Consider the following 14,048-nt stretch of genomic DNA (forward strand, 5'->3'; position numbering starts at 1 on the left):
GAAAACTCAAAAAACTTGCGTATTTTTAAAAGTGAATTTTTTAACAGTTAATCGTTTTCATCTTAATTAAAAATCTACTTAAATTTAAATTACCTGCGACTTCCAAATCGCTGATACAGCATCGGCAACAAAATCAACGTTAAAATAGTACTGGTGATTAAGCCGCCTATGACCACAATGGCTAAAGGCTTCTGAATTTCAGACCCTGGGCCGGTGGCAAATAATAATGGCACCAAACCAAAGGCGGCGATACTCGCGGTCATTAGTACTGGACGTAATCTTCGTTTTGCGCCTTCCATCACCACATCAATCAGTTGTAAGCCTTCATCTTCTAGTTGATTAAAGTAGCTCATCATCACTACACCATTTAGCACTGCAATGCCCAGCAATGCAATAAAGCCCACTGAGGCGGGCACAGATAAGTACTCGCCTGAAGCCCATAGCGCAAATACACCACCTATCATGGCAAATGGAATATTGGCCAAAATTAGCACTGTTTGACGAATCGAGTGAAAAGTTGAGAACAGCAAAATAAAGATCATCAAAATGGCGATTGGAATAACAATAGAAAGCCGCTGTGCAGCGCGTTGTTGATTTTCAAATTGACCGCCAAATTGCATTCGATAACCTGCATCTATTTTGACTTGTGAGGTGATTTTTTGTTTAGCCTCTTCAACAAAGCTTACTAAATCTCGACCTTTTACGTTGCTCGTAACTACTACCATGCGACTTGCACGTTCTCGATCAATTTTCACTGGTCCCTCAATGCGTTGTATATTTGCCAAGGTTGCAAGTGGCACACTGACGCCCTCACTAGATGTAATGCGAATATTTGCAAAATCAGCAGGGGAGAGGCGTAAACTTTCTGCGCCTTTAATCACTAGTGGTGTGCGGCGCTCGGCTTCTTGCACAATTCCTAACTGCAACCCTTCAACTTGCACACGTAGCGCATCTTGAATGTGCATCACATCAAAGCCTAATCTGCCAGCTTTTTCGCGGTCAATATTGACGGATAAATATTGCACACCGCTATTTTGCGGGGTATAAACATCTTGCGCACCTTGAATGCCTTCTAATATCGATTTGATTTTTTCGGCTTTTTCTCCCAGTACTTTTAAATCTGCGCCGTATAACTTGATGGCTAAGTCGCCGCGTACACCTAATATCATTTCATTCACACGCATATCAATTGGCTGCGTGAAACTGTAATCGATGCCGGCAAAATTAGTCATTACCTGACGTAAACTATCAATGATGTCTTCTTTATTTTGTGTGCGCCATTGATCACGCTGCTTTAAAATCACAAAGTTATCTGTTTGATTTAAGCCCATTGGGTCTAAACCTAACTCATCAGAACCTGCACGGGACACGACTTGGGCGACTTCAGGCACATCTTTTAGAATGGCTTTTTGTATGGCGTTGTCCATGGCAACACTTTGGTTTAAAGTGATAGAGGGCAGCTTTTCTGTTCCCAGAATAATGTCACCTTCATCCATTGTAGGCATAAAAGTTTTACCAATTTGTGTGTAAACGACCACTGTTAAAACCAAAAAAACCACTGCAATCAGCATTACCAGTTTACTTCTCTTCAATGCCATCTTTAGAATTGGTGTGTAAGCGCGTAAAGCTTGACGTACTAGCCAAGGCTCTGCATGATGCTTTTTGGTAATAAGCATTGCCGCAAAAACTGGAATGACAGTCAGTGACAATAACAACGAAGCAGCCAAAGCAAACACAATAGTGAGTGCTACTGGCGCAAACAGCTTACCTTCTAAGCCTTGTAAAGTGAGTAATGGCAGAAAGACGACGATAATAATGACGATGCCTGAGATAACTGGCGTACTAACCTCTTTTACCGCCTGTAAAATCAAGGCAATCTTATTGCTCTTTCCATCGTAATGGGCAAGTTTAGACTCTATGTTTTCAACCACAACAACGGCCGCATCTACCAACATACCAATAGCGATAGTCAATCCACCTAGGCTCATTAAATTAGCGCTTACGCCAAAATAACGCATCAGCATAAATGTCATCAATGCAGAAAGCGGTAAGACTAAAGCTACAGTCACTGCCGCGCGAATATTACCCAAAAATAGCATAAGCAATATCAGTACCAGTACTATGGCTTCCAACATGGCTTTAGAAACGCCATGTATTGCTTTATCGACTAAATCACCACGATTGTAAAAAATATTAAGCTTTACGCCCTTGGGTAAAGTTGGTTCAATTTCAGCTAATTTAGCTTTCACACCCTCAACAAGTTTTTGCGCGTTTGCACCGCGCAAACCCAGAACCAAGCCTTCGACCACTTCACCTTGTCCGTTGTGGCTAACAGCGCCGTTACGGGTGAGGTTGCTGATATTCACGCTAGCAATATCTTTAACTCGAACCACAACGTTGGTATCAGTTTTCACTACGGTATTTAAAATATCGTTCAATGCGTTGATACGACCCTCACTGCGCACGATGATCGCTTCCTCGCCTTGGCTCAGTCGTCCGGCACCATCGTTGCGGTTATTACGTTCTAGCGCAGTTTGTAATCTATCTAAAGTAATTCCACGCGCTTGCATCGCATTTAAATCAGGCACAATTTCAAAGGTTTTTACTTTGCCACCTAATGAGTTTACGTCGGCTACACCTACTAAGCTTCTTAATTGAGGTCGAATCACCCAATCTAGCAGGCTTCGATGCTCGGTTAAACTCAAACCACCACCTTCAACAGTAAACATTAACATTTCACCTAGCGGTGTAGTCATAGGCGCAATGCCACCTGTGGCATCACTCGGTAAGTCGCCACGCACAGCATTAATTCTTTCTGCTACTTGGTTGCGCGCCCAATAAATATCTGTGCCGTCAGCAAAATCGATCGTGATATCGGTAAGCCCATACTTAGCTACTGAGCGCAGCATGGTTTGATTGGGTAAACCTAACATTTCGATTTCAAGTGGTGCTGTAATACGCGCTTCAACTTCTTCTGGCGTTAAACCAGGAGACTTCATAATAATTTTAACCTGCGTACTAGATACATCAGGAAATGCATCAATCGGCAGTTCTTTGGCGGCATAAAGCCCGCCGAATAGAATACAGGCAGTGAATATGAAAATAAGTAACGGGTTTTTAAGCGATATTTCAATCAGTTTATTCATGCTTATTCCCCACCCATACCTTGCCAACTCGCTTTAATGGCAGCTGTACCACTTATTACGATTTTTTCTGTGCCGTTAAATTCACCAGCGATGCTAGTAATATCCCCTTGGGCATTCAGTACTTTGACCTCGCGAACTTCAAAGCCAGCGTCTGTTTGTACAAACACCACCACGCGTGATTGATGGTTCACCAGCGCGCTAGTTGGTACTTTAAAGTTACTCATACTGGCACTGGCAGTGGATGAAATAATGACATCCACCATTTGGCTAGGAAATAGTTGAACGTTAGACTCAACAATGCCACGTCTTATTTCAGCACGAACAATCGCAGTTTGATCTTGCGCTCGCATGCTAGGCAACACTGTAATTACTTGGCCAGATACATCTACGTCTTTAATAGCGATTAGCGCGCCTTTTTGAATGTGATTTTTTTTAAGATCAGTAAGTGGCACATGTGCCTCTACCCAAAGCGGACTTAATTGCGCAATTTTTAGCAATGGCATCACCGCATCAATGCGCTGTCCTTGTGTGACCATTTGCTCTAGCACTACACCAGAAATTGGTGCAACTAAAGCGATACCATTTTGATAGCGACCACTTTTTTCAAGCTGGTTAATCGAGCCATCACCCATGCCAGATAGTTTAAGTAATTGCCGACGTTCATTCATTTGTGCAGCAGTTTCAAGGTGACTATTTTGTGACGTTTGCAGGCGCTTTTCGGCAATGATGCCATCTTTAAATAAAGCTTCATCACGGTCTAGCGACTGCCTAGCCAAACGTTTTTGCGTATTGCTTTGTAAATACTCGCGCTGCATGCTGATGAGTTCTGGGCTAATAATATGTGCCAGTACTTGGCCTTTTTTCACTGTTTGGCCTGCTGTTACATGTAACTGATCAACCAAGCCTGCGTAAGCACTGCTTACCACACGAACTTGGTTGACTGGCACGACGACTTCCGCAGGATACACTTGACCAGATGTTTTTGTTTCAGCTTGCAACTTAACAGTTTTAATATTTAAGTTTTTTTGTTGAATGGCTGTCATTTTCACTAGATCGACAGCCATCGCTTGGCCGCAATAAAATGCAAATAAGGTGAAATATAGAGTGAATCTCATGGTAATTCTCCTACTGCTTGATTAAAGCGCGCAGTATTCCAAAGTTGTTGAATTTGTTTATTTTTTAGGCTTCTGTCGGCATTGAAAGCCTGTGTTTGCACGCGCATTAAGTCGCTTAAATCCAGTTCACCTAATTGAAAGGCTTTGCGAGTGACGTTTAAACTTTGATGTGCGATGCTGTTTTGTTTTGTAAGCACTTCTAGTTGAGTAAGACCAACTTCGAAGTTATGTTCAGCCTCGTGCATGGCTGCGGCAAGGAGTTGTTTTAATTGACTTAGATTTGCCTGTTGCTCGGAATTTTGCACTTCAGCTGCGGCCAGCAGTGGCGCATTGCGTGATTTTGTCTGTAACGGAATTCGCAAGGTTATGCCCAAACTATTGTTGAACTGTGTATCCGATGCGCCGCGTAAACTACGTGTACCGATAATAACGGTTGGATTGTCGCGCGATTCAATTTTTGTTAAATTGCTCCGCTGTTCGCTTAAAGCGATTTTATCGTTAGCTTCAACTAAAGCTGGATGCGTTTCATCCAGCTCGCTTTTGTTGGATTTTGCTTCTGTAAATTCAGCAGGTATTACTTTCAAACCCGTCAAATTCGTATAGCGGAACTTTGCATGTTGAACTTCGGCTTCTGCGTAAATTTTTTCAGACTCAGCTTGTAAAGTATCAGTTTGTGCGACTAATAAGTCTTTTTGCGCCATGTCGCCAAGCTTCACACGTTTTTCAATATCTTGCTGCAATTGGCTTGTAGCCTCATATTTATTCTTTGCAATATCAGCCAAGCCTTGCATTAGCTGAATTTCCCATAGCGCATCTCGCACCATGCCAGCTAATTGCAAACGTATATTTTGTGTATGGCTATTCAGGTTTTGTAACGAAGCATTTGCAATAGCTTCGCGTGCTTTTCGTTGACCGCTTAACCAAATTGGCAGCTCAACACCCAGCTCCCATTCGCTTTCGCCATTGCGACTCAGTAATTGGTCATTTTGATTGCGCAGCATAATACTAGGCGCAGCAGGCAGTAAGCCTTTAGCATGTATTTGGCGCGCTTCAAGCTCTTGCTTTTTAGCGTTAAGTAATTGGCTGTTGGGGTAGTTTGGTAGAGACTTCTCTACTAAATCATGCAAGGTAAGGGTGCTATCTGAGGTCAATATATCTTCATGCTGTATCTCTTCAGCGCATGACAAAGCGCTATGAAAGACACAAGATAAAAACAATGCCCACACTAAGTAATGTGGTTTAAACATAAAAACTCCTAATTAAATCGATTGGTTAAAAACCAAATAAGTAACTAGCTGTTAAAAACAGCTGGGGCGATTTAATTAGTAAGGAGGCGCGCGGGGACTTTGAAGTGAGTAGGGTGTGTGACGGTACTTCGGTACTTGAAGGGAGCGAGGTCTCAACGGGCTTGATTTACTAAAAACGATTAAAACAATAGTGAATAAAACAGCCAGCATTGCAATATTGTCAGCAATATCATCGGCTTTTGAGACTTTAATGCCGCTCGCAACGGTAACAATTGCACCAGCAGTTGGGTGACCGCTTATTTGCGTATTTGCAATATCTTGATTGTTAGTTGATGTGCTAACTTCAGTGGAGTGTATGTGGAAACCATGCTCTTTAGAGTCGTCCAAGCCGTAGGCATGAGCATGTATAAATGGTGCAAGAAATTGCAACATGACTAGGCACAGCATTAAGAAATTTTTACTAAATTTAAACATCGTGTTGATATTATACTGATTAAATTCAAATCTCAAATTTGCTTAGCCGATTTATTCGGCTGCCTTGATAGGTTTTTTCTTACTCAGCATGGTTAGATAAAGTGCTTCAACTTTATCGCGTGCCCATGGAGTTCTGCGCAAGAACTTCAGGCTGGATTGAACGCTCGGGTCATTGCTGAAGCAATTGACAGGAATGCGCTCTGCTAGACCATCCCAGCCGTAATAGTCTGCTAAATCCGTCACTATTTGCTCTAGCTTGATGCCATGTAAAGGGTTGTTTTGCTGAGTAGGCTTAGCGTTGGTCATATTATAAAAAACGATCCAGAAGTTTTCTGCTGGGCTTATCTAGTTTGTCTATCTCTGGAATCAAAAAATCAATACCGTGACTATCTGAAATAAGCAGGCTGGTGTGTGTTAATCGTCGAATATGATCTTCAGATTTTAACGTGAGCGTTGCCTCACCGCGATTCGTCATTAGTTGCCAAGTGCTAGGCGTAGCAAAGCTGGAGACGTGTATGATGCGATGAATTTCCGGCATGAATTCCCTTTGCGTCAGTTCCTCTGCAACCAGCGCGCGTATCTCTTCTGGCAACTCTGACAGTTGATTAATCCATGCCAGTTCATGACCTTCACGACTCATCAATGAGAGTCCTTCATCAGTCGCAGAGATTGGAAAAGCACGAACAGGATACACGCCATTGTGAACCTCGTTACTACGTGTGGTGAGTTGCAATTGCCCTGCGGGATTGCGTATCAGTTTGAAGTCTTCAAAAGTTTGTTTCACGATGATGTGTTCATTTCTTTACTGGCAATTCCGTCCTCAGAACTTAAATCATCTAAATCAGTATCCACATTTCTAGCTTGAGCCTGATAAAGTCGATAATAAGCGCCTTCTTTTGCCATCAACTCGTCGTGGCTACCAATTTCAACTACTTCGCCTTGGTCTAACACCACTAAGCGGTTTGCCTTATGCAAAGTAGAAAGACGGTGGGCAATGGCAATAGTCGTGCGGCCTTGAACCAAGTTATCCAGTGCTTTTTGAATTTCTTTTTCAGTTTCTGTATCTACTGAGGCTGTCGCTTCGTCCAGAATTAAAATATGCGGATCAATCAGCAATGCGCGCGCAATTGAAATACGCTGACGTTCGCCGCCAGATAAGCCGTGTCCACGTTCACCAACTAATGAATCATAGCCATGCGGTAGCCGTAAAATAAACTCGTGAGCATGCGCAGCGCGAGCAGCAGCGACGATTTCAGCTCGGCTTGCATCAGGTTTTCCGTAGGCAATATTGTCTGCAATGCTGCCAAAGAAAAGGAAAGGATCTTGTAATACTAGCCCAATATTACGTCTATATTCAGAAATAGGTAAAGAGCGAATATTGACACCATCTAGGCTGATTGAACCACTGGAAACATCATAAAAGCGGCACATCAGATTAACTAAAGTACTTTTACCCGAGCCGCTATGGCCAACCAGCCCTATCATTTCACCGGGTTGTATGGTCAGGTTGATGCTTTTAATCACAGTGCGATTGCCGTAACGAAAGCCTGCATTAGTAATTTCAATCTTGCCGGTGACTTTTTCTAAGTGTACTGGGTTAGTCGCTTCAGGAACGCTAGAAACATGATCAAGAATATCAAAAATACGTTTGGCGCCAGATGCAGCTTTTTGTGTGACTGAAACAATGCGGCTCATGGAATCTAAGCGCGTATAAAAGCGGCTGATATAGGCAAGAAAAGCAGTTAATACACCCACGCTGATTTCGTTACGAGACACTTGCCAAATACCAAATGCCCAGACTAATAACAAGCCAATTTCAGTCAGTAAAGTCACACTGGGCGAGAAAAGTGACCAGATTTTGTTAATGCGGTCATTCACTATCAGGTTCTGTTGATTAGCTTCACGGAAGCGGGTTGCTTCACGATTTTCTTGCGCAAAGGCTTTCACCACGCGAATACCAGGTATCGTATCGGCTAACACATTGCTTACTTGCGACCATACTCGGTCAATCTTTTCAAAGCCTGTACGCAGGCGGTCGCGAACCAGATGAATCATCCATGCAATGATGGGCAGTGGTAGCAGTGTGATAAGCGCTAGCTTGGCATTGATAGAGATTAAAATCGCAGCCGTCATGATAATCATCAGTACGTCGGTGGCAAAATCGAGTAAATGTAAGGATAGAAATACACAGATTCGGTCAGATTCTGAGCCGATGCGTGCCATTAAATCGCCGGTACGTTTGCCGCCAAAATACTCTAGGGAAAGTCGAAGCAGATGCTCATAGGTAATCGTTCTAAGGTCAGCCCCGATACGCTCGCTTACTAAAGCCAGAATGTAAGTGCGCGCCCAGCCTAAACTCCACGCCAATAACGCTGAACCTAGCAAGCCGATAAGCAGCAAGGAAACCAGACCTTTATCAATAGGCACGCCATTTTGATAGGGAATCAGCACCTTATCCATTAGCGGAATTGTTAAATAGGGTGGCACCAAGGTCGCAGCTGTTGATGCTAACATCAGCAAAAATCCAGCAAGCAGCTGCCATTGGTAAGGTTTTGCAAAGCGCCACAATCTGAAAAGCGTCCAAGTTGAGGGTGGTGCGTCTAAGGTGCGACTACATTGCGGACATTCGTCTTGATCTGCAGTCATGGGGAACTGGCATTTTGGACATGGTTCCGTTGGTTCTATGCTGATAGCCTGCCCAGTGACAAGACTGGTAATTTGTTGCGCAAACTGCTTAACGAAACGTAGGGCTGCCGTGTTGTTTTCTAAGGTCAGAAACCAGTACGCTATTCGTTTTTCTTCCTCAAATAGCTCGATTTTTCCTACGCCAGCATGGTCGTGATAATTGAGCTTTAAATTCGCACCATATTGAAACTCAATACTTTGCGCAGCGCTATCCAGCGCTTGCAACTCAATATGCAGTAAACGTTGATTGGTAACGACCAACAAGCTCTTCTTAAAATGAAGCCTGTTATCCAGATTGATTTCCAACCAGCCATGCATCGTTTCAGCATTCATTAATCGTGCAGACACGATAGTTTGCCAGTCATCAGGCAGTGGTTTTGGCGCGGAGTTTAAATGTTGTATTTGCTTGTTCACGGCTGCTGAGTTTACTACAATCGTACAAGCTTACAAATAAATATAAATCGTTTACTGTCAGCTTTCTGTCAGTTAAATGCGATAAAATCGAACGGTTTAATTTTAATATTATTAATCTGGATAGATTGATGCAATTTCTGAAAATATTACCTCTGCATGGCCCCAATATATGGACATATCGTCCGGTGCTAGAGGTATGGCTAGATATTGGTGCGTTAGAGGATTCACCATCCAACACCATCCCAGGTTTTTATGAGCGACTTAGCTCATGGCTTCCTTCTTTGATTGAACATCGTTGCGGCATAGGCGAGCGCGGTGGATTTTTATTGCGGGTAAAAGAAGGTACTTGGGCTGGTCATATATTGGAACACGTAACCCTCGAGCTGCAAACTTTGGCTGGTATGCAAGGCGGTTTTGGTAAAGCGCGCAGCACAGCCGTGCGAGGCATTTATAAAGTTGTTGTACGTTCACGTAATGAAAAAGTCAGTCGAGCAGCATTAAATGCAGGACGCGACTTGATTATGGCTGCGATAGAAGATAAACCATTTGACGTTGCGGCAACCGTTGCAACGCTACGCGAACTGGTGGATGACTATTGCTTAGGCCCTAGTACTGCTTGCATAGTAGATGCTGCAACAGAATTACGCATTCCATCTATCCGTTTGACAGAAGGTAATTTAGTGCAGCTTGGCTATGGCGCTGCACAGCACCGTGTATGGACTGCTGAAACAGATATGACCAGTGCGATTGCCGAAGGCATTTCACGTGACAAAGATTTAACCAAGCAATTACTACAAAATTGCGGCGTGCCAGTGCCAGAAGGCCGCATTGTAGAAAGCCCTGAAGATGCTTGGGAAGCGGCTGAAGATATTGGTTTACCCGTTGTTGTAAAACCAAGTGATGGTAACCATGGACGTGGTGTTTCTACTGAATTGATGACGCGCGTTGACGTGGCGGCTGCATTCAAGCTCGCTGACGAAGAGGGCAGTGAGGTGATTGTTGAGCGATTTATTCGCGGTAACGAGCATCGTCTGTTAATTGTGGGCGGCAAATTAGCTGCCGCAGCGCGAGGTGAGTCCGTTTCAGTGATTGGCGATGGCGTGTCTACCATTCGCCAGTTAATCGATCTCCAAGTCAATACAGATCCTAGAAGAGGCGAGGCCGAGGAGTTTCCTTTGGAGCTTCTGCAGATTGATGAAACGCCATCAGTCATTTTTGAAATTCAACGACAAGGGTATACGCCTGACTCAGTATTGCCAAAAGACACGTCTATTATCGTGCAGCGTAATGGCAATGTGGCGATTGATGTAACAGATTTAGTTCACCCAGAAGTTGCTGCAGTAGCCGCCTTAGCTGCACGTATTGTTGGTCTTGATATTGCTGGTATTGATATGGTGGCGGAAGATATTTCTCGTCCGCTAGCTGAGCAAGGCGCTGCGATAGTTGAAGTGAATGCAGGGCCGGGTTTATTGATGCATCTTAAACCAGCGCAAGGCGAGGCGCGACCTGTAGGCAAGGCGATTGTTGAAAGCTTATTTAGCAGTGAAGACTCTGGTCGAATCCCACTTGTAGGTATCGCAGGTACCCATGGAAAATCACAAGTTGCTCAAATTGTTGCCAGTTTAATTCAGCTTAGCGGCTTGCATACAGGCCTAGCCTGTGCAGATGGTTTATATGTAGATGAGCGTCAATTAGATAAAAAAGATTGTGCTAATTGGACTGCGGCTCAGAAGTTATTGATGAATCGCAAAGTGCAAGCGGCGGTGATTGAGAATAGTGCTTCTACCATTTTAGGTGAAGGATTAGGCTACGACCGTTGCCAAGTGGGCGTTATCACGAATATTGAACCAGAGAAGCACTTCGGTGAATATTACATAGACACCATTGAGCAAGTTTACAATGTGATGCGCACACAAGTAGATCTGGTGCTGGATAACGGCGCGGCTGTGTTGAATGCTGAAGACCCATTAGTGGCAATGATGGCTGAATTATGTGATGGCGAAGTGATATTTTTTGCCCAAGATGCAGGATTAGAGATTGTGAGTGAGCATTTAGCCAACGCTGGGCGGGCAGTAATATTGCATGATGGATACATTGTGTTAGCCAATGGAAAAGCCAAAACACCTTTGGTGAGCTTGGCGGCTATTCCTGCGTTGAATAATCAGTCTCAAACAATAGGAATTACAAGCTTTTTGGCTGCCGTAGGCGCTGCATGGGCACTTGGAATTTCGCTTGATCTGATTATTACTGGTATCAAAACATTCGTACCTAAACATGCCAATGTCGCTTAAGTTTGATCAACAATACAATCAAATTAATATGATAAAAACAATCGTTATAAAAATAATAAGGAAAACTGTTTAATGCAAGTCAATCGTGTTCGAGCACTTCGCGGCCCTAATTTATGGAGCCGACATACGTCTATTGAAGCGGTTGTGACCTGTGACGAGCTTGAATGCTGTATTGCCAATATTAACGGTTTTGAAGTGCGGCTTCGTGAGCGTTTTCCTGAGATTGGTATGTTGCAACTTGGCGGTCATACTGAAGCTGTTACGATGGCGCACGTGCTAGAGCTCACAGCTTTGGCGTTGCAAGCCCAATCAGGAAGCTTGGTGACATTTAGTCGCACAACGGCAACGCCAGAATCTGGCGTTTTTCAAGTCGTGTTTGAATATAGCGAAGAAGAAGTAGGTCGTAGGGCGCTTGAGTTGGCAGAGAGCCTTTGCCAAGCTGCAGTGGCAGATACGCCATTTGATTTGAATGCAGCACTGACTGAGCTGAAAGACTTAGATGAAGATGTGCGATTAGGACCTAGTACTGGTTCTATTATACAAGCCGCAATATCTAGAGGAATTCCTTATCGTCGATTAACCGAAGGTAGCCTAGTTCAGCTTGGGTGGGGTAGTCGTCAGCGCCGAATTCAAGCCGCCGAAACGGATCGTAGCAGCGCGATTGCTGAAGCGATTGCGCAAGACAAGCATTTAACAAAAAAATTACTCGATGCGGCTGGCGTTGCAGTGCCATTCGGACGAGAGGTTTCTACTATAGAAGAAGCATGGGCCGCCATGCTTGAAATTGCTGGGCCTGTTGTTGTTAAGCCAAAAGATGGAAATCAAGGTAAGGGCGTGACGGTGAATATTGTCACGCGTGAACAGCTTAATGACGCTTTTGTGGCCGCATCTAAAATCAGTTCAGAAGTATTGGTTGAGCGTTTTATTACAGGCAGCGACTTCCGATTGTTAGTTGTTGGTAATCAAATGGTTGCAGCAGCAAGACGTGACCCGCCGATTGTGCTGGGTGATGGTGTGCGCACTGTTCGTGCATTGGTTGAGCAGGTTAATAGTGACCCACGACGCGGTTCGGGTCATGCGACTTCGCTCACTAAAATTCGCATAGATGACATCGCGTTAGGCACCTTAGCCGAGCAAAACTTAAATGCAGATTCAGTCCCCAGCAAAGGGCAGCGCGTGGTGATGCGCAGTAATGCCAATTTGAGTACTGGTGGCTCAGCAACTGATGTGACTGACGATGTGCATCCGGAATTAGCAGCAACAGCAGTGGCTGCTGCACAAATGATTGGGTTGGATATTTGCGGTGTAGACGTGATGTGCGACAGCGTATTGCATCCGCTTGAGGCGCAAGGTGGTGGGATTGTGGAAGTAAATGCCGCGCCAGGCTTGCGCATGCATTTGCAGCCTTCTTACGGCAAAAGCCGCAAAGTTGGCGGAGCCATTCTATCTACGATGTTTGCTGCTGGCGATGATGGCAGGATTCCGCTTGTTACTGTCGCAGGAACCAATGGCAAAACCACAACAGTACGTTTAATTTCGCACATCTTGACTTGCCAAGGTTTGAGAGTCGGCATGACCAACTCAGACGGTGTTTATATCGAAGGTCGTCGCATTGATACTGGCGATTGCAGTGGTCCAAAAAGCGCTCGTAATGTGCTAATGCACCCAGATGTAGACGCGGCTGTGTTAGAAACTGCTAGAGGCGGTGTATTACGTGAAGGCTTAGCGTTTGATCGTTGCAATGTCGCGGTAGTCACCAATATTGGTATGGGTGATCATTTAGGGCTAAGTTATATCACTACTGTGGAAGATTTAGCTGTAGTTAAAAGAGTCGTTGTGCAAAACGTTGCACCCGATGGCATGGCCGTGCTGAATGCGGCAGATCCAATGACGGCTAATATGGCTGCAGCTTGTCCTGGCGCTGTGACTTTCTTTGCGCAAAATGGTCAGCTACCTGTCATCGCTACTCACCGCGCGCATGGGCATCGGGTGGTATATGTTGAAGGTGGGCAAATTGTTGCCGCACAACAGAACAACGAGCATCGTATTGATTTGGCGAAAATTCCTGTCACTCGAAACGGTACGATAGGCTTTCAAGTTGAGAATGCCATGGCTGCAATCGCGTCTGCATGGGCGTTAAAAGTTGAGTGGGATGTCATTCTTCAAGGCGTATCAACTTTTGTTAACGATGCGCAAACCGCACCAGGCCGCTTTAACTTTTTTGAATATCGTGGCGCCAGTGTGATTGCTGATTACGGACATAATCCCGATGCTATTGTTGCGCTAGTCAGTGCGATTGAAAATATCCCAGCAAAAAAACGCATGGTGGTGATTAGCGGCGCTGGCGACCGCAGAGATGTTGATATTAGCCGTCAATCAGAAATCTTAGGTGATGCTTTTGATGAAGTGATTTTGTATGAAGACCAATGCCAACGCGGTCGCGCAGATGGTGAGGTACTTGCGCTATTAAGAAGTGGTTTGGCAAACGCCAAGCGTACTAAAAAAGTAGACGAGATACGCGGAGAGTTTGTAGCTATTGACGCGGCATTGTCACGCCTAGAAAAAGGCGATTTATGTCTAATTTTAATCGATCAAGTTGATGAAGCATTGGCATACATTGCACAACAAATCTCGCAAGCTTAATTCAATTTAACTTGTTTCTATGAGCTCCACCAT

Annotated in this window: 9 protein-coding genes; 2 read left to right on the top strand and 7 right to left on the bottom strand. The window is 44.4% G+C overall.

What is annotated here, in order from left to right; translation table 11 throughout:
• Positions 1–89: 89 nt before the first annotated feature.
• The 7 genes from PSU72_RS10450 to PSU72_RS10480 form a co-directional block, all read right to left on the bottom strand.
• Positions 90–3,146: a CusA/CzcA family heavy metal efflux RND transporter gene (locus PSU72_RS10450; protein WP_300432365.1), complete on the bottom strand. Its 3,057-nt coding sequence runs from the start codon at positions 3,144–3,146 to the stop codon at positions 90–92.
• A 2-nt stretch (positions 3,147–3,148) separates the two neighbouring features.
• A complete protein-coding gene (locus PSU72_RS10455) occupies positions 3,149–4,261 on the bottom strand; it encodes an efflux RND transporter periplasmic adaptor subunit (protein ID WP_300432367.1) in 1,113 nt (370 codons plus the stop codon).
• Positions 4,258–5,508, bottom strand: a complete 1,251-nt coding sequence (locus PSU72_RS10460) for a TolC family protein (protein ID WP_300432369.1) — start codon at positions 5,506–5,508, stop codon at positions 4,258–4,260. The genes PSU72_RS10455 and PSU72_RS10460 overlap by 4 nt, the downstream gene beginning before the upstream one ends.
• A gap of 75 nt (positions 5,509–5,583) precedes the next feature.
• Entirely contained in the window at positions 5,584–5,940 is a 357-nt protein-coding gene (locus PSU72_RS10465) for a hypothetical protein (RefSeq protein ID WP_300432371.1), read from the bottom strand.
• Between the two features lie 93 nt (positions 5,941–6,033).
• Entirely contained in the window at positions 6,034–6,288 is a 255-nt protein-coding gene (locus PSU72_RS10470) for a VF530 family protein (RefSeq protein ID WP_300432373.1), read from the bottom strand.
• 1 nt (position 6,289) lies between these two features.
• On the bottom strand, positions 6,290–6,766 hold the full coding sequence (locus PSU72_RS10475) for a DUF1854 domain-containing protein (protein ID WP_300432375.1): 477 nt from the start codon (positions 6,764–6,766) through the stop codon (positions 6,290–6,292).
• Positions 6,763–8,985 (bottom strand): ABC transporter ATP-binding protein, encoded by a 2,223-nt coding sequence (locus tag PSU72_RS10480; RefSeq protein WP_300432534.1) that lies wholly within the window; start codon positions 8,983–8,985, stop codon positions 6,763–6,765. The genes PSU72_RS10475 and PSU72_RS10480 overlap by 4 nt, the downstream gene beginning before the upstream one ends.
• Positions 8,986–9,209: 224 nt before the next feature.
• Here PSU72_RS10480 and cphA (PSU72_RS10485) point away from each other — a divergent pair, with 224 nt between their 5' ends.
• Positions 9,210–11,372, top strand: a complete 2,163-nt coding sequence (cphA, locus tag PSU72_RS10485; protein WP_300432377.1) for a cyanophycin synthetase — start codon at positions 9,210–9,212, stop codon at positions 11,370–11,372.
• Positions 11,373–11,444: 72 nt separating this feature from the next.
• Positions 11,445–14,015, top strand: a complete 2,571-nt coding sequence (gene cphA / locus PSU72_RS10490) for a cyanophycin synthetase (RefSeq protein WP_300432379.1) — start codon at positions 11,445–11,447, stop codon at positions 14,013–14,015.
• Positions 14,016–14,048: the final 33 nt, after the last annotated feature.

Origin of the sequence: Methylotenera sp., from assembly GCF_029945535.1 — a bacterium.
Lineage (GTDB): Bacteria > Pseudomonadota > Gammaproteobacteria > Burkholderiales > Methylophilaceae > Methylotenera.